The 21,763-nt window shown below is 63.0% G+C and carries 21 protein-coding genes; 14 read left to right on the forward strand and 7 right to left on the reverse strand.

What is annotated here, in order from left to right; genetic code table 11:
• From J5M67_RS03740 to J5M67_RS03760, 5 genes are all read left to right on the forward strand, one after another.
• Nucleotides 1-3,169 (forward strand): Ig-like domain-containing protein (locus J5M67_RS03740; protein WP_207883442.1); only part of this gene is annotated, 3,169 nt, incomplete at its 5' end.
• A 97-nt stretch (nucleotides 3,170-3,266) separates the two neighbouring features.
• A complete protein-coding gene (locus J5M67_RS03745; protein ID WP_207883444.1) occupies nucleotides 3,267-4,154 on the forward strand; it encodes an OmpA family protein in 888 nt (295 codons plus the stop codon).
• 208 nt (nucleotides 4,155-4,362) lie between these two features.
• On the forward strand, nucleotides 4,363-6,552 hold the full coding sequence (locus tag J5M67_RS03750; protein ID WP_207883446.1) for a type I secretion system permease/ATPase: 2,190 nt from the start codon (nucleotides 4,363-4,365) through the stop codon (nucleotides 6,550-6,552).
• Nucleotides 6,553-6,559: 7 nt separating this feature from the next.
• The gene (locus J5M67_RS03755) at nucleotides 6,560-7,861 is read left to right on the forward strand and encodes an HlyD family type I secretion periplasmic adaptor subunit (RefSeq protein WP_207883448.1); all 1,302 of its coding nucleotides are present in this window, start codon (nucleotides 6,560-6,562) and stop codon (nucleotides 7,859-7,861) included.
• Nucleotides 7,861-9,498 carry a TolC family protein gene (locus tag J5M67_RS03760; protein WP_207883449.1) on the forward strand — a complete coding sequence of 546 codons (1,638 nt, stop codon included), beginning with the start codon at nucleotides 7,861-7,863 and terminating at the stop codon, nucleotides 9,496-9,498. Before J5M67_RS03755 ends, J5M67_RS03760 begins: the two co-directional genes overlap by 1 nt.
• A gap of 273 nt (nucleotides 9,499-9,771) precedes the next feature.
• On the opposite strand, the gene J5M67_RS03765 is transcribed toward J5M67_RS03760, so the two are convergent.
• Nucleotides 9,772-10,065: a hypothetical protein gene (locus J5M67_RS03765; RefSeq protein WP_207883451.1), complete on the reverse strand. Its 294-nt coding sequence runs from the start codon at nucleotides 10,063-10,065 to the stop codon at nucleotides 9,772-9,774.
• Nucleotides 10,066-10,424: 359 nt separating this feature from the next.
• On the opposite strand from J5M67_RS03765, the gene cyoA reads away from it, so the two are divergent.
• The 5 genes from cyoA to cyoE are packed head-to-tail and all read left to right on the forward strand — an operon-like array spanning nucleotide 10,425 to nucleotide 15,291.
• Nucleotides 10,425-11,411, forward strand: coding sequence for a ubiquinol oxidase subunit II (cyoA, locus tag J5M67_RS03770; protein ID WP_207883454.1), 987 nt, complete (start codon nucleotides 10,425-10,427; stop codon nucleotides 11,409-11,411).
• A gap of 6 nt (nucleotides 11,412-11,417) precedes the next feature.
• The gene (gene cyoB / locus J5M67_RS03775) at nucleotides 11,418-13,397 is read left to right on the forward strand and encodes a cytochrome o ubiquinol oxidase subunit I (RefSeq protein ID WP_207883457.1); all 1,980 of its coding nucleotides are present in this window, start codon (nucleotides 11,418-11,420) and stop codon (nucleotides 13,395-13,397) included.
• 3 nt (nucleotides 13,398-13,400) lie between these two features.
• Nucleotides 13,401-14,030 carry a cytochrome o ubiquinol oxidase subunit III gene (cyoC, locus tag J5M67_RS03780; RefSeq protein ID WP_015475724.1) on the forward strand — a complete coding sequence of 210 codons (630 nt, stop codon included), beginning with the start codon at nucleotides 13,401-13,403 and terminating at the stop codon, nucleotides 14,028-14,030.
• Entirely contained in the window at nucleotides 14,030-14,392 is a 363-nt protein-coding gene (gene cyoD / locus J5M67_RS03785; protein WP_015475725.1) for a cytochrome o ubiquinol oxidase subunit IV, read from the forward strand. Before cyoC ends, cyoD begins: the two co-directional genes overlap by 1 nt.
• 11 nt (nucleotides 14,393-14,403) lie before the next feature.
• The gene (gene cyoE, locus J5M67_RS03790) at nucleotides 14,404-15,291 is read left to right on the forward strand and encodes a heme o synthase (protein ID WP_207883459.1); all 888 of its coding nucleotides are present in this window, start codon (nucleotides 14,404-14,406) and stop codon (nucleotides 15,289-15,291) included.
• A gap of 313 nt (nucleotides 15,292-15,604) precedes the next feature.
• Here cyoE and J5M67_RS03795 read toward each other — a convergent pair whose 3' ends face one another.
• From J5M67_RS03795 to J5M67_RS03805, 3 genes are all read right to left on the reverse strand, one after another.
• Nucleotides 15,605-16,903 carry an NAD(P)/FAD-dependent oxidoreductase gene (locus tag J5M67_RS03795; protein WP_207883461.1) on the reverse strand — a complete coding sequence of 433 codons (1,299 nt, stop codon included), beginning with the start codon at nucleotides 16,901-16,903 and terminating at the stop codon, nucleotides 15,605-15,607.
• A gap of 53 nt (nucleotides 16,904-16,956) precedes the next feature.
• Nucleotides 16,957-17,127, reverse strand: coding sequence for a DUF3094 domain-containing protein (locus tag J5M67_RS03800; protein ID WP_152220482.1), 171 nt, complete (start codon nucleotides 17,125-17,127; stop codon nucleotides 16,957-16,959).
• Nucleotides 17,128-17,209: 82 nt separating this feature from the next.
• The gene (locus tag J5M67_RS03805) at nucleotides 17,210-17,839 is read right to left on the reverse strand and encodes a DUF1780 domain-containing protein (protein WP_207883463.1); all 630 of its coding nucleotides are present in this window, start codon (nucleotides 17,837-17,839) and stop codon (nucleotides 17,210-17,212) included.
• A 105-nt stretch (nucleotides 17,840-17,944) separates the two neighbouring features.
• On the opposite strand from J5M67_RS03805, the gene J5M67_RS03810 reads away from it, so the two are divergent.
• From J5M67_RS03810 to J5M67_RS03825, 4 genes are all read left to right on the forward strand, one after another.
• Complete coding sequence (locus J5M67_RS03810; RefSeq protein WP_207883465.1) at nucleotides 17,945-18,361, forward strand: GNAT family N-acetyltransferase; 417 nt, start codon at nucleotides 17,945-17,947, stop codon at nucleotides 18,359-18,361.
• A gap of 2 nt (nucleotides 18,362-18,363) precedes the next feature.
• Complete coding sequence (locus J5M67_RS03815; RefSeq protein ID WP_368735916.1) at nucleotides 18,364-18,831, forward strand: FAD/FMN-containing dehydrogenase; 468 nt, start codon at nucleotides 18,364-18,366, stop codon at nucleotides 18,829-18,831.
• A complete protein-coding gene (locus J5M67_RS03820; protein ID WP_207883470.1) occupies nucleotides 18,828-19,517 on the forward strand; it encodes an energy-coupling factor ABC transporter permease in 690 nt (229 codons plus the stop codon). The genes J5M67_RS03815 and J5M67_RS03820 overlap by 4 nt, the downstream gene beginning before the upstream one ends.
• Before the next feature lie 107 nt (nucleotides 19,518-19,624).
• The gene (locus tag J5M67_RS03825; RefSeq protein WP_207883472.1) at nucleotides 19,625-19,840 is read left to right on the forward strand and encodes a hypothetical protein; all 216 of its coding nucleotides are present in this window, start codon (nucleotides 19,625-19,627) and stop codon (nucleotides 19,838-19,840) included.
• A gap of 173 nt (nucleotides 19,841-20,013) precedes the next feature.
• Here J5M67_RS03825 and yacG read toward each other — a convergent pair whose 3' ends face one another.
• From yacG to J5M67_RS03840, 3 genes are all read right to left on the reverse strand, one after another.
• Complete coding sequence (gene yacG, locus J5M67_RS03830; RefSeq protein WP_015475735.1) at nucleotides 20,014-20,217, reverse strand: DNA gyrase inhibitor YacG; 204 nt, start codon at nucleotides 20,215-20,217, stop codon at nucleotides 20,014-20,016.
• Entirely contained in the window at nucleotides 20,214-20,822 is a 609-nt protein-coding gene (gene coaE, locus J5M67_RS03835; RefSeq protein WP_207883476.1) for a dephospho-CoA kinase, read from the reverse strand. Before coaE ends, yacG begins: the two co-directional genes overlap by 4 nt.
• Before the next feature lie 64 nt (nucleotides 20,823-20,886).
• Complete coding sequence (locus J5M67_RS03840; protein ID WP_207883478.1) at nucleotides 20,887-21,759, reverse strand: A24 family peptidase; 873 nt, start codon at nucleotides 21,757-21,759, stop codon at nucleotides 20,887-20,889.
• Between the last annotated feature and the right edge of the window lie 4 nt (nucleotides 21,760-21,763).

The following is a 21,763-nucleotide window of genomic DNA, read 5'->3' on the forward strand; positions in this document are numbered from 1 at the left end:
GATCAGCGGTACCGGCACTGCCGGCGACACCATCACCGTGTACGCCAAGGACAGCACCGGCAACCACAAGATCGGCACGGCTACCGTGGGCGCCGATGGCACCTGGTCGATGCAGCCGTCGAACGCACTGGTATCGGGTCTGAACGACCTGACCGCGGTGGAGTCCGATCCGGCGGGCAACGCCACTGAGCCGAGCGCGAAGTACAGCATCACGCTGGATTCATCCGCTCCGAGCAACCTGGCGACCATCACCGGTATCACCGATGACACGGGTATCTCTGACCACGACTTCATCACGCGCGATCAGACCTTGGTGATCAACGGCAAGGTGGACAGCGCTCTACTGCTCGGGCAGAAGGTGCAGTTCTCCGCCGATGGCGGTATTACCTGGAGGGATGCGGTGCTGAGCGAGGATCGTCTGCGTTGGTCTTATGACAACACCGCAGTGACCCTGGCGGCAGGTACTTATACCTTCGAAGCCCGGGTAGTCAGCTTGGCAGGTATTCCTGGTGAGGCCACCACTCAGCAGGTCATCATTGATACTTCAATGCCGACCAACAAGGTGACCTTCGACCTGGATCCAGCCAGTGACAACGGCGTTTCCAACACCGACAACATCACCTCGATCATGACGCCGACCATCAATGGTACGGTGAAGGCGGGCAGTCACAAGTTCGAAGACCTGACCATTACCCTGTTCCACGACAAGAACGGGAACAACCAGATCGACGAAGGCGAGGACATATACGGCCAGGGCATCAAGGTCGATAGCAACGGCAATTGGACAACCGATCTGTGGTCGCTGCACTACGGCGATTACCTGCTCAAGGCGGTGGCTACCACCACGGCAGGGGTCACGGGCTCGGCGAGCTACGTCGGCTCCCTGGATGACAAGAACGCCATCCTGACCATTACCCAGTCGGCTCCGCAGCACTACTACGGTCCAAAACAAGGGAACTTCGAGTTCGGTTGGGACGTGGTCAATATTGGTGACTTCAACGGCGACGGTATTGATGACCTGCTGGTGTCCGCGCGTAACTCCAATACCTTGGGACGTACCGATAACGGTGGTGCCTGGGTTCTGTTCGGCAGCGAGAACGGCTTGCCGGTGCTGGACCAGAACATCATCACCAACCTGACGCCGGAGCAGGGCATCTTCTTTGCGGGCGCTTACAGCAACGACATCATGGGTAGCGGCATTAACGCGCTGGGAGACTTCAACGGTGACGGTTACAAGGACGTCATCATCTCCTCGCACTGGCCGGACAAGATCTATGTGATCTTCGGCGGGCCGAACGGCAGCTGGGGCAATGGTACTGTGGACCTGGCAACTATCGATGCCGGCGACAACACCCATGGCTTCGTGATCCGTAACCCGGGTGTCAACCCCAACAACCCATCCGCGCCGGGCTACGACAGCTGGAACGGTATCGGTGTTGGTGGCGGCGGCGACTACAACAACGATGGCTTCACCGATCTGCTGTTCGGCAACCGCGAGGCGGGTGCTGGTAACAGAGGTGCCGGCTACGTTCTGTATGGCGGCGCTGACGTCAACAAGAACATCGTCATGGACTGGAGCAATCCGGCGACCGGCACGGGCTCCAGCCAGACCTGGGCGCACTTCCCAGCTGGTGTGAACGGCACCACCATCACCAACTCGTTCACGGGTTCGATCAACAAGATCTCGGCGAATGTGAACGGTGTCGACCTGGGCGATTCCATCAACAATATCGGCGACGTCAACGGCGACGGTATCGACGACTTCCTGATCGCCGACCCGCGTGCCAACAACGTCATGTCGGATGGCTATGGCGGTTCGGCCGGTACGGCTTACCTGATCTATGGCAAGCAGGGTGGTTTGGGAGCCTCGCTCGACCTCGCCACCATGACCCCGGATCAGGGCATCCGCATCCACTCGCAGCACTATGAGTGGCTCGGCTCGGCACGTCAGGACTACTCCACCAACACCATCACCGCTCTGGGCGACATCAACGGTGATGGCATCGATGACTTCGCCATCAGCGCGCCCTACTCGGAACCGGGCGATCCGGGCCGTGTGTGGGTGATCTACGGCCAGAAGGGCGGATATAAGAGCGACATCACGCTGGATGCGCTCAACACTGTTCCTGTGCCGGGGCAGTACAACACCAGCCCGATGTTCAACTCCAGCGTCGGCTCGTTGATCCTTAACGAGAAGGCGACCTACAACACGACCACTGGCAAGTGGACCCAGAGTACGGTGGATGAATGGTTTGGTGTGAGTATCCGTGCGGGTGGCGACATCAACGGTGACGGCATCAATGACTTCATTATCGGTGCTCGTTACGCCGACCGTCCCGGCAAGGGCAACAGCGACAACTCGGGCGCCGTGTATGTGGTTTACGGTACCGAAGAGGGGCTGCCGGGCATCTGGTCGATCAAGGATGTGGTCAACGATCCGAGCAAGGGCTATGCACTGTACGGTGAAGGTCCAGGCTTCGAATTGGGTAATGGCGTGGCGATGGGCGACTGGAACGGAGACGGCATGATGGATATCGCCACTGGTGCCTATAACGCCGATTTCACCGCCAGCGACTCGGGTGCGATGTACGTCTACTACTCGGCTTCCGATGCTTTCACCAAGAAATACACCAACGGTGACGATTACCTGGTTGCGGATGGCAAGGACGATCACGGCAATCCGGTGAACGACTATCTCGTTGGTGGTCGTGGCAACGACACCATTGTCAACATCGGGAAGCTGGATTACGCCAACGGCGGCGAGGGTAACGACAAGATCCACATCGTTAGCACCGACTTCCTGGCCGTTAACGGTGGTTCGGGTACCGATACCCTGGTGTTCGACGGGGCCGGTTTGGATGTCAACCTGGCGGTCATGAAGTCCAAGGTGATCAGTTTCGAGAAGTTCGACCTTGGAACCGGTGGCAACAGCCTGACCGTCAAGCTGGACGACGTACTGCGAATGGGTGAAACCGACCTGATGTTCAAGGATGGCAAGAAGCAATTGGTGGTCAATGGCGACTCCAGTGGCACTGTCTCCTTGGACAAGACGAACGTCACCTGGACCCAATCGAGCGCCACCAACGATGGCCATGGCTACAAAGTCTTCACTTCCGGCTCGGGCGAGCTGTGGGTAGAAGACACCGTCAAGGTCAACCTGATCGGCTAAGCACCGGCCGTGGGGCGGAAGACTCCACCCCACGGTACTACCCCCAATTCGTTAGTGAGCTTTGCCAGAAAGGTGGCAAGGCGATGGAGAGAACTTCATGGAATTTTCCATTTCCCAGGCTGTGCACAAAGTAGCCGGTTCGGTTGCTTTGGGGCTGGCCATCAGCTTTAGCGCTTTCGTTTTTGCCGAGCAGAACGCTTCCATCTATGGCGAGACCTACCAGAAGGTGGAGTCCGTCGTTAAGCAGCAGGCGCAGATCGTGATGTTCCGCGGCAATGACGGCGGCAAGCAAGCAGCTCATGTCTACATCGACGGTCAGTTGCAGAGTGCTCTGATGCCAGGCGGGTACACCGTGTTCTGTACGCCTGCCGGAGAGCACTCGCTGGAGACCTACATCGGTGACGCCCCGCTCTATACGGGCAAGCGCAATCCGCAGAGTTACGCCACGCTCAACGGTGGACAGACCTACGTGCTCGAAGCGCCGGTAGGGGCAAGTACGCCGGTCGTGCACACCGGTCGTGATGCTGAGCAGAGCCTGCAGGGCCTGCGTCGTCAGATCCACGTCATCAGCCGCGCCGCCGCCGTGGTGCCGTGCCAGACCGAAACCAAGCTGAGCCTGCGCAGCGACGTATTGTTCAAGTTCGGCAAGAGCGACTATCACGACCTGACCGCCGAAGGCCATGCCCAATTGCGCCAGGTGGTACAGGATATCGAGCAGAAGAGCGCGAACATCACCGCCATCCAGGTGGTGGGGCATGCCGATCCGATTGGCAAGGCCGAGGCCAACCAGGCGCTGTCTCTGCGTCGCGCCGAGACGATCCGCCGAGTGCTGCTGGATGGGGGTATCCAGAGCCAGCTGATACATGCCAGCGGCCGTGGCAGCTCTGAGCCGGTGGTGCAGTGCGGAAGTAAGCGCACCGCGGCGAACATTGCCTGCAACGCGCCGAACCGTCGTGTCGAGCTGATCATCCAGAACGGTCAGTAAGACCGCTCCACCTCGCGGTTCCCGCTTCCACCCAAGCCAGGGGCGTGCCTACACAGCGCGCTCCTGGCTTTTTTGCGACTACCGACGGCAATACGGCCAGTCAGGTGAAGGAAAGGTACGTCAACCCAATCAGGGTTTTCTGATGCCGCCAGAAACGGCGCATTCCTAACATGCGCACAGCTTCTCCCTTTGCCTTGAAGGTGTGCCCATGAATCCCTCTTCTGCGCCCGCGGCTACCATAGTCGATCTGGGTGTTTCCCCCCAAAGCGACAGCCTGCTGGCGGGAGTGCGCTGGTTGTGCGATCACTTCGAGCGGCCGGCCAGCCTGGAATCCCTTTACGCCGGCCTTCCGCGCGACCAGCGCCTGCGGCCGAGCATGGTAACGCGCATGCTCGAGCAGGCCGGCATCGGTGCCGGTTGGGTCAAGCGTCGCCCGGCCGAACTGTCGTCCTACCTGTTCCCGCTGATGCTGCTGTTCCGCAATGGCGAGGCGCGCATCCTGGTCGCCCGTCATGGTGAGTCGTTCGAGCTGCTGGTGCCCGAGGCCGGTGGTGGAACCATCACCATGAGTGCCGAGGAGCTGCAGCAGAACTACCTGGGCTACGCGCTGCTCGCACGTCCCAAGCCCGCCCCGGATGCCCGCACCGAAGTGCCGCGTTCCGAGGGCAAGGGCCACTGGCTGTTCTCCACGATCTGGAACTACCGGCGCTACTACTACAGCGCCGCGCTAGCGACCTTCCTGATCAACATCCTCGCGCTGGCCAGCACCTTCTTCATCATGAACGTGTACGACCGGGTCGTGCCGACCCAGGCCTATATCACCCTCTGGTCCCTGGCCGCCGGTGTCGTGCTTGCGATCGGTTTCGAGTTCACCTCGCGGCAGGTCCGTGCCCACCTGATCGATTCTGCCGGCAAGAAGGCCGACCTGGTCCTCGGGGCGAAACTGTTTCGCCAGTTGATGGAGGTCCGGTTGGAGTACAAGCCGTCGTCAGCGGGCTCCTTCGCCAACCAGTTCCGCGAGTTCGAGTCGGTGCGTGATTTCATCACCTCGGCATCGCTGGCCACCCTTGCCGACCTGCCGTTCTCGATGCTCTTCGTCTTCGTGCTGTTCATTATCGGCGGGCCGCTGGCCATGGTGCCCCTGGGCTCGATGATCGTGCTGCTGGGGGTGTGTGCCTATATCCAGATTCCGCTGTCGCGCCTGATGAAGGAAAACCTTCGCGAGGCATCGCAGAAACATGGCTTGCTGATCGAGGCCATCGAAGGGGTCGAGACCCTCAAGGCGACCCATGCCGAGGGCAGCATGCAGCGCCGTTGGGAAGACTTCAGCGCGCTGTTGGCTGCCTCGGCGATCAAGACCAAGTCCCTGTCGAACATGGCCGGCAACTCGGTATCGCTGATCACCCAGCTGACCACCGTGGTGATGGTGCTGTGGGGCGTCTACCGGATTGGTGATGGCGACATGACCCAGGGCGCCCTGGTGGGCATGGTGCTTCTGAGCAGTCGTGCGCTGGCTCCACTGGCCAGTTCGGTGGGCCTGGCCGTGCGTTACCAGCAGGCGAAAACCGCGCTGACTTCGCTGAACCAACTGATGGAGATCCCTACGGTACGTGACAGCAATCGCCGTTATCTCGAGGCCCCGAAGAACGCGACCCTGTCATTGCGTCGCCTGAAGTTCTCCTACCCGGCGCCGCCGATGCAACCGCGTCCCACGGTGCTGAACAACATCAACATGAGCATCAAGCACGGCGAGCGGGTGGCGATCGTCGGCAGCATAGGCAGCGGCAAGTCGACTCTGCTGCGCCTCATGGCACGCCTCTACCAGCCGGTGGAGGGCCATCTGCAGATCAACGGTATCGACGCCGAGCAGATCGATCCGGCGGACTGGAACTCCACCGTCGGCTATGTCGGCCAGGATGCCCGGCTGTTCTTCGGTTCGCTGCGGGAGAACCTGATCATCGGCAATCCCTCGGCGACCAGCGAGGAGCTGCTGCATGTGGTGCAGTTGACCGGCCTCGACAGCGTGGTGGCGAACCACCCGCTGGGCTTCGATCGCCCGGTGGGCGAGATGGGCCAGGCGCTGTCCGGCGGACAGCGACAACTGGTTGCCCTGGCGCGCTCGCTGTTGCTCAAACCCCAGGTGCTGCTGCTCGACGAGCCCACCAGCGGCATGGACATGCAGACCGAGCGCCTCTTCCTACAGCGTCTGGAAGCCGCCACCCAGGGCTGCACCGTGGTGATCGTCACCCACCGCTTCTCAGTGCTGGAGCAGGTCGACCGCCTGATTGTCGTCGACTCGGGGCATATCGTCGCCGACGGTCCGAAGGACGACGTACTGCGCGCTCTTCAGGCCAACAACACCACCGCGCCGGGCGCTGCACCGGCCACCACCAGGTGAGCAGATCATGACTGATACCCCCATCAAGGTTGACGCGGTTCCGGCCGTGGCTCAGCCCGAAAAGAGCGTGGCGAAGAGCGTCTCACCCTATGCGAAGGAGGTCGCCCGCCTGCGCGACAACGACATCGCCTATGTATCCGACCTGCAGGCTGCGCTGATAGCCCAGAAGACCACGGCGAGCACGGTGGTGCTGCTGCTGATCGCGGCGGTGTTCAGTGGCCTCATCGCCTGGGCCTATTTCGCCCGGGTGGAAGAGATCACCAAGGGCGAGGGCAAGGTGATTCCTTCGAGCCGCGAGCAGGTCATCCAGAGCCTGGAGGGCGGCATCCTCGAACAGATGAACGTCAAGGAAGGCGACGTGGTGGAGGCCGGCCAGGTCTTGCTGAAGATCGACCCGACCCGGGCCGGCGCCAGTTATCGCGAGGCGCAGTCCAAGGCGCTGGCACTCAAGGGCCAGCTGGCGCGCCTGCGTTCGGAGGCTTACGGCAAGCCGCTGGTGTTCCCCGATGACGTGAAGGCCGTGCCGTCGATCGTCGAGGCCGAGACCGAGGCCTACAACGCCCGCAAGCACGCACTCGACGACGGCGTTGCCGGTTTGCAGAAGAGTCTGTCGCTGGCCCAGGGCGAGTTGACTGTCTCCGAGCGGTTGGCCAAGCAGGGTCTGATCTCCGACGTCGAGATCCTGCGCATGCGCCGCCAGGCCAACGAATTCAACCTGCAGATCAGCGAGCGCCGCAACAAGTATCGCTCCGACGCTAACGCCGAGCTGACCCGGGTGGAGAGCGAGCTTGCCCAGTCGGTGGAAAACGCAGCTGGGCGCGAGGACGTGATGAAGCGCACCACGCTCACGGCGCCGCTCAAGGGCATCGTGAAGAACGTGCGCGTCACCACCATCGGCGGCGTGATCAGGCAGGGCGAGGACATCATGGAAATCGTTCCGCTGGAGGACCGCCTGCTGGTCGAGGCGAGGATTCTCCCCGCCGATGTAGCCTTCCTGCACCCCGGCCTGCCCGCGACCGTGAAGATTTCCGCCTACGACTACGCCATCTACGGCGGCCTCACCGGCAAGGTCGAGCTCATCAGCCCCGACACCATCAAGGACGAGGAAAAAACCCGCCAAGGGCGGCCGGACTCGTACTACCGCGTGCTGATCCGTACCGACGAGGCGGAGCTGACCAAGGGCGACAAGCACTTCCCGATCATTCCCGGCATGACCGCCGTTGCGGAGATTCGTACCGGGGAAAAAACCATCCTGGATTACTTACTCAAGCCCGCGCTGAAAGCGCGTGAGGCCTTCCGCGAGAGATGATGAAAATGAAAAACCGCAAACCCTTTGCAGGTGATAAACGCTGGCGTTTCTGTCACTCGGCGTTGGTGCTGGCCATGGCTTCACTCGGCTCCATGGCCGAGGCCGATGACCTGGGCGGCGCACTGAGCTTCTACTCCAAGCCCAAGCAGGCATCCGCCGCGACCCTCACTGGCGGTGCGTTGCAAGGTGAGCTGGTGGCTTCGACTTCCACGCCGGCCACTCCGGCTGCGAGCGTCGAGAAAACGGTTCCGGCAGCCCCAACCCAGCCAGCGGCAACGCTGCAGGCCGCTCCCAGCTCGGTGGCGAGCATGGTCAACTCCGCGCCGTCCGCCCCGTCGCAACCGGCCAGGCAGGCTTCCAAACTGGACCTGAGCCTGCCGGCGGAGCTGAAGGCCGGGACGTCGTCATCGGGCCTGGGCCAGGCGGAGTCCTCGCTGGCCTATATCCGCGAGATGGTGAACACCGCGCTTCGCATCAGCCCGGAAATGAGACAGGCCGACGCCAACTGGCAGGCCGCGAAAGGTGACGTGGACCAGGCCAAGGGCGCGCGCTGGCCCCAGGTGCAGGTCAGTGCCACGTCCAAGCAGTTGCAGAGCGGCAAGAGCGACTACGACAACGACGGCACCACCACGGTGCAGATGGTTACGCCGGTCTATGACTTCGGCGCGATCAAGAACAACATCGACAGCCGCAGCAAGACCGCGAATGCCCAGGAGGAGGCCAAGGCGCAGTCCGAAGTCTCGGTCGCCTACAATACCGCGTCGGGTATCGTGGAATTGGCCCACCAGCAGGACTCCCTGGCGATCAGCGACCGCTATGTGGCGCGCATGCGTGAGCTGGTGGACATGCTGTCGAAGATCGCCGAAGTGGACCCCGGTCGCCGCAGCGAAGTCACCCAGGCGCGCTCGCGCCTGCTGCAGGCGGAAACCGCCCGCGATCTGGTGCAATCGAAGCTGCAGGAGCAGAAGACGACCCTGGCCAAGCTGGTCGGCGCGGATGTGACGGTACCGGCGAACGCCAAGTGGGACTGGACGCCCATCAGTCTGGATCAGGCGCTGGAGCAGATGGGCGACCAGCCCGCCTTGCGCCAGGCGCGCTGGGAGAAGGAGGCGGCACTGGCCAGCGCCGAGTCGGTGAAGTCTTCGCGCATGCCGAAGCTGAACTGGGTGGTGGGGCGCAATACCGGCAACAACATGCTCGACAACAAGGAGCCCTGGTCGACGGGCCTTGCCGTGGAGTGGCAGGCGTTCTCCGGTGGCTCGGCATCGGCGGCGCAGCGTGCGGCCTATGCGCGGGCTGACGCGGCGGAGCAGAAGATGGAGGCGACCCGTCGCGAGTCGGAGTACCGCATCCGTAACCTGGTCGAGCAGCGCGACCTGTCGGCCGCCCGTGTAGGCGACTACAAGGCGCTGCTGGGCGAGTCCGACCGTGTGCGCAAGATGTTCTATGACCAGTGGTACCACCTGGGCAAGCGCACCCTGCTGGACGTGCTGATCGCCGAGAACGAGTACTACACGCACCAGATCGCCGCCTCCGACACCTATTACAGCGCCAAGGCGTCCGATCTGCGCATCCGCGCGGAAACCAGCGGCCTGATGGCCTGGCTGGCACCGGGCAGCGAGTCGGCCATCCGCTGACTGCATACGGTCAGCGTAAAGACCGTCCCCGCCCAGTTCATCCCCTTCCTCCCGGCATGTCCGCTTCGGTGGTCATGGAGGTTCAACTCGTCCCCATGGTGGGCGGACATGCCGAGGAGCGCCTGGATCGTCCCGTACGATCGTCACAATTTGAAGCAGTTCGACCCTTGCAATTGCTGCTGTGCGTCGATGTGTCGCAGGGTGCGCGCAGGGCTCCGGAGACTTTCGCAAAGGTTCTTGATCGTCACCATGGCAAGGTCTTTGCCAAGTGCTTCAACGGCTGCATTCGACCTTCTCCTGGCGTCGCTGAAAGCCGCGTTTTTCACGGATTTGACACAATTCCATGGACGCCACGGGCACGCCTTTGACTGGCAGAAAATTCCCTTTTGTACCCTGCGTGAATTGATCGTTTTCTGAGCGATTTCGGTCGTGACTGTTTCTCAGGCTGAGAAAATATCTTGTTAAAAATGAAAGGCCGGGGCCTTGAAAGGCATTTCTGAAATGCTTTGTAATACCCGCCGTCCATTTCCTACCCCCAAATCGCTGAGTCGCACTGACGTAGATCATGGCCAGTGCTCACCCTCTGGTGCAGCGGCATAACAACAGGGGGCTGCCATCGGTGGGCTCCTGTCATAAGACGAGTCGGGCAATCCGCTCGTGCATCCGGTGTGCGACGCGCGCGTTCTTGCGAACCGCCAGTCCAGACACCACACGCTGAATAATCACGGAACGAATCAGCTGACGAAATCGGTTTCGCATCGCGAAGACCGGGCGACTTCCCTTTGCCCGGAATCCTTGCGGCCGCGTTCGTGAACCCATGACAGCCCTGGCAGGCGGCTTGGAAAAGTCGCGGGTAACGAGTCGTCGAGCGTGTGTGGCGAAGGCTCATGGGCGGTGAAGCGATTTTCATCCACTAAGGCCGCAAGATGAAAAAAGAGCAGTACACAGGAATTTTGAAGAGACTTGCGTGGCTGCCGATGCTGATGCTCGGTGGTTGCAACATGGCGCTGTTCGACCCGAAAGGGCAGGTCGGCGCCGACGAGAAGTCCCTGATCATCACGGCAACCCTGCTGATGCTGATCGTGGTGGTGCCGGTCATCCTGATGACCTTCGCGTTCGCCTGGAAATACCGGGCTTCGAACACCAAGGCCACCTACATGCCGGACTGGTCCCACTCGACCAAGATCGAGCTGGTGGTATGGCTGGTCCCCTGCCTGATCATCGCCGCGCTCGGCTGGATCACCTGGGAGAGCACCCACAAGCTGGACCCGTATCGTCCGCTGGACTCCGAGGTCAAGCCGGTGACCATCCAGGCCATCTCGCTGGACTGGAAGTGGCTGTTCATCTACCCGGAACAGGGTATCGCCACCGTCAACGAAATCGCCTTCCCGAAAGACACCCCGGTGAACTTCCAGATCACCTCGGATTCGGTGATGAACTCCTTCTTCATTCCGCAGCTGGGTAGCCAGATCTACTCCATGGCCGGAATGATGACCAAGCTGCACCTGATCGCCAACGAAGAAGGCGTGTTCGACGGCATCTCCGCGAACTACAGCGGCGGCGGCTTCTCGGGCATGAAGTTCAAGGCCATCTCCACCTCCGAGCAGGGCTTCCAGGAGTGGGTTGCGAAGGTCAAGGCCTCGCCGCAGACCCTCAACCTGGATCAGTACCCGGAGCTGGTGAAGCCGACCGAAAACGTCCCCGCGACCTACTTCGCAACCGTCAGCCCCGAGCTGTTCTCCAGCGTGCTGAACAAGTGGGAACACGCCGGCCACGAGATGGCCAAGGCCCACAAGCTCAAAGAAGAGCAGGCCAACGGCGAGCACGGCGACGCTGCCCATGACGAGACCGCCATGGCGGGCCACGACATGAGCAACATGCCGGGCATGCAAATGAATCCGAGCCAGGAGTAAGCACAGATGTTCGGGAAACTGACTCTGTCGGCCGTGCCGTATCACGAGCCGATCATCGTCATCACGCTGGCCGTCGTCGCCCTGCTGGGCCTCGGCGTGTTCGGCGCGATCACCTACTACCGCAAGTGGACCTACCTGTGGACCGAGTGGCTGACGTCCATCGACCACAAGAAGATCGGCGTGATGTACATCATCGTCGCCCTGGTCATGCTGCTGCGCGGCTTCGCCGACGCGATCATGATGCGCGGCCAGCTCGCGCTGGCTGAAGGCGCCAACCACGGCTACCTGCCGCCGGAACACTACGACCAGATCTTCACCGCGCACGGCGTGATCATGATCATCTTCATGGCCATGCCCTTCATGACCGGCCTGATGAACCTGGCCGTGCCGCTGCAGATCGGCGCGCGCGACGTGGCGTTCCCCTTCCTGAACTCGCTGAGCTTCTGGCTGCTGGTCGTCAGCGCCATGCTGGTGAACGTTTCGCTGGGCCTGGGCGAATTCGCCCGTACCGGCTGGGTCGCCTACCCGCCGCTGTCCGAGCTGGCCTACAGTCCGGGCGTGGGGGTGGACTACTACATCTGGGCGCTACAGATATCGGGTATGGGTACCTTGCTCACGGGTATCAACTTCCTGGTGACCGTGTTCAAGATGCGCACCCCTGGCATGAAGCTGATGCAGATGCCGATCTTCACCTGGACCTGCACCTTCGCCAACATCCTGATCGTTGCGTCGTTCCCGATCCTGACCGCGGCCCTGGGCCTGCTGTCGCTGGACCGCTACTTCGACATGCACTTCTTCACCAACGAGCTGGGCGGCAACGCCATGATGTACATCAACCTCTTCTGGGCCTGGGGCCATCCTGAGGTGTACATCCTGATCCTGCCGGCCTTCGGTATCTTCTCCGAAGTCACCGCGACCTTCGCCGGCAAGCGCATGTTCGGCTACACCTCGATGGTGTGGGCGAGCGCCGCGATCACCTTCCTCGGCTTCACCGTGTGGCTGCACCACTTCTTCACCATGGGTTCGGGCGGCGACGTCAACGGCTTCTTCGGCGTTGCGACCATGCTGATCTCCATCCCGACCGGGGTGAAGCTGTTCAACTGGCTGTTCACCATCTACCGTGGCCGCCTGCGCTTCAACACTCCGATCCTGTGGACCCTGGGCTTCATCGTCACCTTCACCATCGGTGGCATGACCGGCGTTCTGCTGGCCATTCCGGGTGCCGACTACCTGCTGCACAACAGCCTGTTCCTGATCGCTCACTTCCACAACACCATCATCGGTGGTGCGGTGTTCGGCTACCTGGCCGGCTTCGTCTTCTGGTTCCCGAAAGCCTTCGGCTTCACCCTGGACGAGAAGTGGGGCAAGCGTTCCTTCTGGTGCTGGCTGGTCGGCTTCTACATGGCCTTCATGCCGCTGTACATCCTCGGCTTCATGGGCATGACCCGTCGCCTGAACCACTACGACAACCCGATGTGGAAGCCGTACCTGGTGGTTGCGTTCTTCGGTGCCGTGCTGATCTTCCTGGGCATCGCCTGCCAGCTGATCCAGCTGTTCGTCTCGATCAAGAACCGCAAGGCCCTGGCCGACGTGACCGGCGATCCGTGGGGCGGCCGTACCCTGGAGTGGTCCACTTCCTCGCCGCCGCCGTACTACAACTTCGCCGAGTTGCCGCACGTGAACGACATCGACGCGTTCCACGACATGAAGCAGACCGGTACCGCGTACCGCCGCCTGCCGGCCTATGCCCCGATCCACATGCCGAAGAACACCGCCGCTGGTTTCTCCATCGCGCTGTTCGCCTTCATCTTCGGCTTCGCCGCCATCTGGCACATCTGGTGGCTGGTGGGTGTCGGCTTCGTCGGCATGATCGCCTCGGTCATCGTGCGCAGCTACGTCACCGACCTGGACTACTACGTCCAGCCGGATGAGATCGAGCGCATCGAAAACTCCAACTTCCAGAAACTCGCCACTGCGCAGGTATAAGCGATGTCTACGGCAGTACTGAATCAACACCTGGTCGATACGCACGAAGCGGCGCATGACCACGACCACGCCCACGACAGCGGCGGCATGACGGTCTTCGGCTTCTGGCTGTACCTGATGACCGACTGCATCCTGTTCGCGAGCGTCTTCGCCACCTACGCCGTGCTGGTCAACCACACGGCCGGCGGCCCGAGCGGCAAGGACATCTTCGAACTGCCCTACGTGGCCGTCGAAACCGCGATCCTGCTGATCTCCTCCTGCACCTACGGCCTGGCCATGCTGGCCGCGCACAAGGGTGCCAAGGGCAAGGCCATCGCCTGGCTGGGCGTGACCTTCCTCTGCGGCGCCGCGTTCATCGGCATGGAACTCAACGAGTTCCATCACCTGATCGTCGAAGGCTTCGGCCCGAGCCGCAGCGCCTTCCTGTCGTCCTTCTTCACCCTGGTCGGCATGCACGGCCTGCACGTATCCGCAGGCCTGCTGTGGATGCTGGTGCTGATGGCGCAGATCGGCACCCGTGGCCTGACCGCGCAGAACAACACCCGCATGATGTGCCTGAGCCTGTTCTGGCACTTCCTGGACATCGTCTGGATCTGCGTCTTCACCGTCGTCTACCTGATGGGAGCCCTGTAATGACCGCTGCTGCACATCATCACGACTCCCATGGCGCCGGCCACGACAACCACGGCGCCGGTCACGGCAGCCTGGGCTCGTACGCCATCGGCTTCGTGCTTTCGGTGATCCTGACCGCGATCCCGTTCTACATGGTCATCGACGGTGGCTTCTCGCGTCACGCCACCCTGCTGACCATGGTGATCCTGGGCCTGGTCCAGGTCGTCGTGCACCTGATCTGCTTCCTGCACATGAACTTCAGCTCCGAAGGCCGCTGGAACGTCATGGCATTCATCTTCACCGCCATCATCATCCTGCTGGTGGTCGGTCTGTCGCTGTGGATCATCTACACCGCAGACACCCTGATGATGCCGATGCCCTGAGGGCCGATGCCGTGAAATTCAAGCGTTATCTGCTGGTCGCCAAGCCGGGCATCATCTTCGGCAACCTGATCGCGGTGGCGGGGGGATACTTCCTCGCCGCTCGCGGCAGCGTTGACCCGATGCTGCTGCTGGCCACCGTGATCGGCCTGTCCCTGGTCGTTGCCAGTGGTTGTGTGTTCAACAACTGTATCGACCGCGACATCGACCGCTTCATGGAGCGTACCCGCAGCCGTGTCACCGTGACCGGGCAGATCTCGCTCACGGCGGCCCTGGCCCATGGCCTGGTGCTGGGCGTGGCGGGCTTCGGCCTGCTGGCGTGGAAGACCAACGTGCAGGCGACCCTGCTCGCCGCATTCGGCTTCTTCGTCTACGTCGTGCTCTACAGCCTTTGGCTCAAGCGCAGCTCGGTCTATGGCACGCTGGTCGGCAGTCTCTCCGGAGCCATGCCGCCGGTGGTGGGCTACTGCGCCGCCAGCGGTCAGTTCGACATGGGCGCGGCGGTGCTGCTGCTGATCTTCTGCCTCTGGCAGATGCCGCACAGCTACGCCATCGCGATCTTCCGCCTGAACGACTACCGCGCCGCCGGGATTCCCGTGCTGCCGGTGGAGCGGGGCATCGAAGCGACCAAGAAGCAGATCCTCTACTACGTGCTGGCTTTCGGCCTGGCGACCCTGCTGCTGACCGTCACCGGCTTCGCCGGCTACGGTTACCTGGTGGTGGCGCTGGCCGTCAGCGCCTGGTGGCTGTTCATCGCGGTGAAAGGCTTCAGTGCCGAGGACGACCGCCGCTGGGCCCGCCAGTTGTTCGCCTTCTCCATCATCGCGATCAGCGTGCTGAGCCTGATGATGTCCATCGACTTCCAGGCCATCCCGGCCCCGTCGATGCTGGCGGCGTTGTAAGGCTGCTTGGCTGTAACGAAAAAACCGCCTTTCGGGGCGGTTTTTTGTGCCCGGTGTTTGTCCTGGCACCGCTGTATTTGTAGGAGCGCGCCATGCGCGCGAATCGCGGGCATGGCCCGCTCCTACAGGATGACGCCAACCCATCCCACAAGAGCGGACCTTGTCCGCGAAGGCCGTATAAACGGCCATCGGTGTTCCCAGGTGGAACGGGGCAAATCGGTGTTGGATTTCGCGGATAAGATCCGCTCCTACAGGTGAGGTACCGTGTTCGCCTCGCGCGTAGGAGCGGACTCCGTCCGCGATCGCTAGCCGATCAATGCAGCTTCAAGCGCGGCTCGGTACTACGCCCGATGCGGTCCGCGATCATCAGCAGCGCCGTGCGGAACGGTCCGTACAGCGCCATCTGGTGCATACGGTACAGCGACACGTAGAACATCCGCGCCAACCAGCCTTCCAGCTTCACGCTGCCCATCAGGTTACCCATCAGGTTGCCCACCGCGCTGAAACGCGACAGCGAGATCAGCGAGCCGTAGTCGGTGTAGCGGTACTCCGGTAGCGGCTTGCCCTCCAGGCGCGCAACCAGCCCCTTGGCCAGCAGCGAAGCCTGCTGGTGTGCCGCCTGGGCGCGCGGCGGCACGCTGCGCTCGCTGCCATCGCCCATCGGGCAGGCGGCGCAGTCGCCGAAGGCGAAGATGTTGTCGTCGCGCGTGGTCTGCAGGGTCGAGCGGACTACCAGCTGATTGATACGGTTGGTCTCCAGTCCGTCGATTTCCTTGAGCAGGCTCGGCGCACGAATACCCGCCGCCCAGACCTTCAGGCTCGCCGGAATGAACTCGCCGATCGCGGTGCGCAGACCATCCGCTGTCACCTCCTGCACGGCAGAGCCGGTGAGCACACGCACGCCGAGTTTCTCCAGCGTCTGGTGCACCGGGCGGCTGATGCGCTCGGGCAGCGCCGGCAGCACGCGCGGGCCGGCTTCGATCAGGGTGATGCGCATGTTCTGCGGCTGGATACCGGTCAGACCATAGGCCGCCAGCTCCTGTGCGGCGTGGTGCAACTCGGCCGACAGCTCGACCCCGGTGGCCCCGGCGCCAACGATGGCGACGCTGATCTGATCGTCCTTGTCCTGCCCTGCGTGGGCGCGCAGGTAATGGGTCAGCAGCAGCTTGTGGAAGCGCTCGGCCTGCTCGCGGGTATCCAGGAAGATGCAGTGGTCCGCGGCGCCCTGGGTGCCGAAGTCATTGGTGGTGCTGCCGATGGCCAGGACCAGACTGTCGTACTCCAGGCTGCGTGCCGGCACCAGCTCCGCGCCTTGCTCGTCGAGCGTGGCGGCGAGCTGGATGCGCTTGCCGGCGCGGTCCAGCCCAATAAGGCGGCCGAGCTGGAATTCGAAGTGGTTCCATTTCGCCTGGGCGACGTAGTTCAGCTCATCCTCGGAAGAGTTGAGCGAGCCGGCGGCGACTTCGTGCAGCAGGGGTTTCCAGATGTGGGTGAGGTTGGCGTCGACGAGCGTAATGCGCGCCTTGCCCTTTTTACCCAGGGTGCGGCCGAGACGGGTCGCGAGCTCCAGCCCGCCGGCGCCGCCGCCGACGATCACGATACGATGGGACATGTTGCATTCTCATAGCTTAAGGAATCCTGTATCGGCCCGTGGCGGCACGGCGCTCACGCAAGGTAGGCCAGGAGGCGGCTCAGCAGGCCCAGGCCGATGACCACAGCGAGCAAGGCTCCCATCATCAGCCAGGGTTTGAACGGCGCGCGTTCGACCTGGTGGACGGGAGAGCTGAGGTACTGATCGACCTTCTGCTGGTCTTCGGGGCTCAAGCGACTGGGCATGGGCGGCCTCCGTTTGTAATGCCGAGCATTCTAGTAGGGCGCGGGCAGGCCCTCAACGTGCAAAGGGCGAGTGGGCGTGCCTTCAGAGGCCCACGCCCATGTCGAACAGCACGGTGCGGCCGAGGCTGCCGCGCAGGAAGTCCGGCGCATCGGTGTGGGCGAACAGCACGCGGGCGAAGGTGGGGCCGACGATGGACAGCGACCGCCAGCCCTGGCGCAGGTATTCCGTTGGGGGCGGAAAAGGGGTGTTGAAGTCCGCCGTCTCGCGCTTGAGGCTGACGAAGGCGAGCAGGTCCAGGTCGCGCAGGTCGATGCCGCGCTCACTGTAGTTGTGCGCCTTCTTGCGCAGCGTCGGCGCGAGGCGCGCCTGCAGGTCCGCGCAGGGAATCCGTCGCGGGCGCTGCTCGCGGCGGATCAGCTGGTTGATGCTCTGCGCCATGCGCCGGCGCAGTAGCTCCTCCTTCCATTCCTCGTTGAGCCGGCGACCCTGGTCGAGCACGAAGAACACCTCGAAGCTGGCGTCGCGAAACAGCACGTCCGGCGGCTGCTGCGCCGGCGCGATGAAGTCTTCCTGGCGGTAGGGAACCTTCAGCGCCTGCAGCAGGCGCTGGCAGGCCCAGCATTCCCGCTCCCACTTGCGGCCGTTGGAGAGGAAGTCGTTGGCTTGTTCCGCCTGGCGGGTCAGCAGGCGCAGGTAGTCGGACTCATTCATGCCTTCAGCATAGTTGCTGCGCAACGCCCGGGCGTTGCTGAATCGACAGGGCGGCGGAAGGGATGCGCGGTGTAGACTGTCGCGAGCCCTGACACCGAGGTCGCAATGCTGCTGCGCTCCGCCGTTCCCGACGATCACGCCGCCCTGCGCGCCCTGTGGCAGCGCACTCCAGGCATCCAGTTGCGCCGTGATGACGACTACGAGCCTTTCACCGCCTACCTGCGGCGCAATCCTGGCCTGAGCCTGGTGCTGGAAGACGGCGGCCAGGTCATCGGCAGCCTGTTGGCCGGGCATGACGGGCGCCGGGGTTATCTGCAGCATCTGGTGGTCGATGAGGCTTTCCGTGGGCGAGGGTTGGCGCGGGCGCTGCTCGACGAGGCGCTGGCCCGGCTTGCGCGCGAGGGGATCGGCAAGTCCCATGTTTTCGTACTCAGGGATGCGCCCCAGGCGCTCGCCTTCTGGGAAGCCCAGGCGGACTGGGGGCGGCGCGAGGATCTACAGGTTTATTCCGTGGGAGGTTGAGCGTGAAACGATTGCTGAGCGGACTGCTGTTCCTGCTGCTCTCGGGCATGGTGCTTGCGCAGGACGCCGGACTGGCAAGCGGCTGGACCTTGCTGGACCAGTTCGACAATCCCTACACGGCCAACGCCGAGCTGCGGGTGGTGCTGATCGCCCGTGACATGGCCGGCAGCAAGCTGGTCAAGGCCGCACTCGAAGGCCGCCCCGCCGGCTATCTCGAGGCCCGGCATGCGGTGTTCATCGCCGACATCAGCCGCATGCCGGCGCCGATCTCGGCGATGTTCGCCGTACCCGCCATGCGCGACTACAGCTACCGCGTGCTGCTCGACCGCGACGCGCGCGTCGCCAACCGCTTCGCCGCCCAGCCGGAGGGGGTGACCTGGCTGCAACTGGAGCAGGGCAGGGTGGTCGACACCCGCCGTTTCGATAAGGCCGACGCGCTGCGTCAGGCCCTGGAGCGCGGTACACCGTGATTGCCGCACAGCTGCTGTCCGAAGAGACCCTGGAGCTGGGCTGGGCGGTCTATCTGCCCATGGTGGCCTGGGCCGCCTGGCGCGCGCCCTGGCTGGAGCTGATCAGCGACTTCCGCCGCCAGCACCTGGTGTTTGGCACCATGCTCGGGCTGTTCCTGCTCTGGCTGGTGCGCCGGGATTTCGCTTCGGGGGTGTCCTTCCACTTCATCGGCATGACTGCCGTGACCCTGCTGCTGGACTGGCCGCTGGCGATCATCGTCGGCCTGGTGGGGCAGATCGGCCTGTGCGTGATCGGCCGGCAGGATTGGGTCGCCATCGGCATCAATGGCATCCTCCTGGTGCTGATACCGGTGCTGATCACCGAGCTTGCTGCGATCTTCGTCGAGCGCCGGCAGCCGCGGAACCTGTTCGTCTACATCTTCTGCTCGGGGTTCTTTCCCGCCGCGCTGGCGGCCCTATGCAGCCTGATGCTCGGCCTGGGGCTGCTGTGGATGGATGGCCTGTTCCCCATGCCGCCGTGGATCGAGGACTTTATCGGCTACCTGTGGCTGATCATGTTCCCGGAAGCCTTCATCAACGGCACCATCGTGACCGGGCTGGTGGTGTTCTACCCGGACTGGCTGGAAACCTTCAATCGCACGCGCTACCTGCAGGCGCCCTGGAAGGATGATGATGAGTCGCGCTGATGTTCGAACATCGGCCAGGTGCATCGCCTCCGTCGGTTGATCCAGGTCAGTTCGGAGCGGTCCTACGATCGGGGAAGCTTGGCCCCCCATTCGCGAGGAGATTGCCGATGAGCATTCATAGCTGGGCAGAGCAGCGTCTTCAGGAACTGCTGATCGAGGCGGAGGCGTCGGGACAGGACCCGCAGCTGACGGTGCGTGCGCTCCTCAGTGCGGTGGTGCGGGCCAACACCCAGGTTCGCACCGAGGAGGACCTGGGGCACGAGTTGCACTTCCTCGCTGACAATCTGGATGAAGAGCGCGACTACAGCTTCATGCGACCCTGAATGAAAAAGGCCCGCAGATGCGGGCCTTTTCTTTTCTGTAGGAGCGAGCTTGCTCGCGAACGCTTTTTCCGGCGATACCCGCGCTTGGGCGGTTCGCGAGCAAGCTCGCCCTTACATTGGATGGCGATACCGAGCACAAAAAACTGCCCATTAAGGCGGTTTCTATTTCTGCTTCAGTGTCCGCGCGGCTTTTCCAGGTCGCCGGAAAACAGCTCGTCTTCCAGGTTATCGCCAGGGATGGCGTGCTCTTCGGCGGCCCAGGCGCCGAGGTCGATCAGCTTGCAGCGGTGCGAGCAGAAGGGGCGGAATTCGCTTTTTGCGCTCCACTCCACGGGGGCGCCGCAAGTGGGGCATTCCACGGTCATAGGTTGGCTCATGGTTGTCCTCCACGCAGGCCGAGATAGAACTGATGCAGGCGCTCGACCTGCTGGTGCAGGTGCGCGAGATCGCCGTCGTTGAGCAGCACGTCGTCCGCGTGCTTGAGTCGGTCTTCGCGCACGGCCTGAGCCTTGAGGATCGCGCGTACCTGTTCTTCAGGCACCTTGTCCCGACGCATGGTGCGTTCCAGTTGCAGGTGTTCCGGGGTGTCCACCACCAGCACCCGCTGGGTCATGCGGTGCTGCCCGGACTCCACCAGCAGTGGCGAGACCAGGATGGCGTACGGCGATTCGGCGCGCGCGAGGTTCGCGGCGATTTCCTCGCCGATCAGCGGGTGCAGCAGTTGCTCCAGCCAGCGCCGTTCCTCTTCCGACTTGAAGATGCGCTCGCGCAGGGCTGCGCGATTGAGTTGGCCGTCCGGCAGCAACACCGCATCGCCGAAGCGGTCGACGATCTTGGCAAGGGCAGGGCGGCCCGGTTCGACCACCCAGCGCGCGGCATGATCGGCGTCCACCATATGCACGCCTTGTGCGGCAAAGTGTTCGGCGGCGGCGCTCTTGCCGCTGCCGATACCGCCGGTCAGGCCCAGAATCCAGGGTTTCATGGTTCTCCTTCTAGCCGGCCCGGCGGCCGTCAGGGGCGCCGAACGGACTCGGCGCGGGAGAGGGCTAACGGAAACCGGCGAACTGCAGGTAAGTCGCGGTTATTTGATCACCCCAGAGCAGCGCAATCCAGCCGGCAATGGCGAGATAGGGGCCAAAGGGAATCGGCGTACTGGTCTCGGCCTTGCGCAGGCGTAGGGTGATGATGCCCAGCACGGCACCGACCAGCGACGACAGCAGGATGGTCAGCGGCAGCACCTGCCAGCCACCCCAGGCGCCGAGCATCGCCAGCAGCTTGAAGTCGCCATAGCCCATGCCCTCCTTGCCGGTGAGCAGCTTGAACAGCCAGTACACCGACCACAGGCTCAGGTAGCCGAACACCGCGCCCCAGAGCGCATCGCCCAGGTTGGTGAACAGCCCGAAGTGGTTGACGATCAGCCCGAGCCAGAGCAGCGGCAACACCAGCGCATCCGGCAGCAACTGGTGGTCGACATCGATCATGCTCATCGCCAGCAGCCCCCAGCCGAGCAGCAGCATGGCGCCGGCCTGCCAGCCGAAACCGTAGTGCCAGGCGATGAAGGCCGAGAGGGCGCCACAGGCCAGTTCGATCAGTGGATAGCGCTTGCTGATCGGCGCCTTGCAGGACGAGCACTTGCCGCCCAACGCCAGGAAGCTCACCACGGGAATATTTTCCCAGGCCTTGATCTCATGGCCGCAGTGCGGGCACTGGGAGTTCGGCAGGATCAGGTTGTAGGTGGGCTGCGGCTCGCCTGCGGGCAGCTCCAGCGCTTCGCGCGCCTCACGTTGCCAGACCCTCTGCATCATCCGCGGCAGGCGGTGGATGACCACGTTGAGGAAGCTGCCGATCAGAAGCCCGAGGACGAGCGCGCATAAAACAAAGGCCAGCGGGGTGCTGGCCAGGAAGTTGAGGACTGACATGTGG

It is taken from the genome of Pseudomonas sp. 30_B, from assembly GCF_017491605.1.
Lineage (GTDB): Bacteria > Pseudomonadota > Gammaproteobacteria > Pseudomonadales > Pseudomonadaceae > Pseudomonas.

Bases quoted from the DNA above. Each gene is read 5' to 3' on its own strand.
- cyoC (WP_015475724.1), top strand. From the start codon at position 13,401: ATGTCTACGGCAGTACTGAATCAACACCTGGTCGATACGCACGAAGCG.
- J5M67_RS03755 (WP_207883448.1), top strand. From the start codon at position 6,560: ATGACTGATACCCCCATCAAGGTTGACGCGGTTCCGGCCGTGGCTCAG.
- cyoB (WP_207883457.1), top strand. From the start codon at position 11,418: ATGTTCGGGAAACTGACTCTGTCGGCCGTGCCGTATCACGAGCCGATC.
- J5M67_RS03760 (WP_207883449.1), top strand. From the start codon at position 7,861: ATGAAAATGAAAAACCGCAAACCCTTTGCAGGTGATAAACGCTGGCGT.
- cyoA (WP_207883454.1), top strand. From the start codon at position 10,425: ATGAAAAAAGAGCAGTACACAGGAATTTTGAAGAGACTTGCGTGGCTG.
- J5M67_RS03800 (WP_152220482.1), bottom strand. From the start codon at position 17,127: ATGCCCAGTCGCTTGAGCCCCGAAGACCAGCAGAAGGTCGATCAGTAC.
- J5M67_RS03750 (WP_207883446.1), top strand. From the start codon at position 4,363: ATGAATCCCTCTTCTGCGCCCGCGGCTACCATAGTCGATCTGGGTGTT.
- J5M67_RS03805 (WP_207883463.1), bottom strand. From the start codon at position 17,839: ATGAATGAGTCCGACTACCTGCGCCTGCTGACCCGCCAGGCGGAACAA.
- coaE (WP_207883476.1), bottom strand. From the start codon at position 20,822: ATGAAACCCTGGATTCTGGGCCTGACCGGCGGTATCGGCAGCGGCAAG.
- J5M67_RS03745 (WP_207883444.1), top strand. From the start codon at position 3,267: ATGGAATTTTCCATTTCCCAGGCTGTGCACAAAGTAGCCGGTTCGGTT.
- J5M67_RS03795 (WP_207883461.1), bottom strand. From the start codon at position 16,903: ATGTCCCATCGTATCGTGATCGTCGGCGGCGGCGCCGGCGGGCTGGAG.
- cyoD (WP_015475725.1), top strand. From the start codon at position 14,030: ATGACCGCTGCTGCACATCATCACGACTCCCATGGCGCCGGCCACGAC.
- J5M67_RS03765 (WP_207883451.1), bottom strand. From the start codon at position 10,065: ATGATCTACGTCAGTGCGACTCAGCGATTTGGGGGTAGGAAATGGACG.
- J5M67_RS03810 (WP_207883465.1), top strand. From the start codon at position 17,945: ATGCTGCTGCGCTCCGCCGTTCCCGACGATCACGCCGCCCTGCGCGCC.
- yacG (WP_015475735.1), bottom strand. From the start codon at position 20,217: ATGAGCCAACCTATGACCGTGGAATGCCCCACTTGCGGCGCCCCCGTG.
- J5M67_RS03840 (WP_207883478.1), bottom strand. From the start codon at position 21,759: ATGTCAGTCCTCAACTTCCTGGCCAGCACCCCGCTGGCCTTTGTTTTA.
- J5M67_RS03825 (WP_207883472.1), top strand. From the start codon at position 19,625: ATGAGCATTCATAGCTGGGCAGAGCAGCGTCTTCAGGAACTGCTGATC.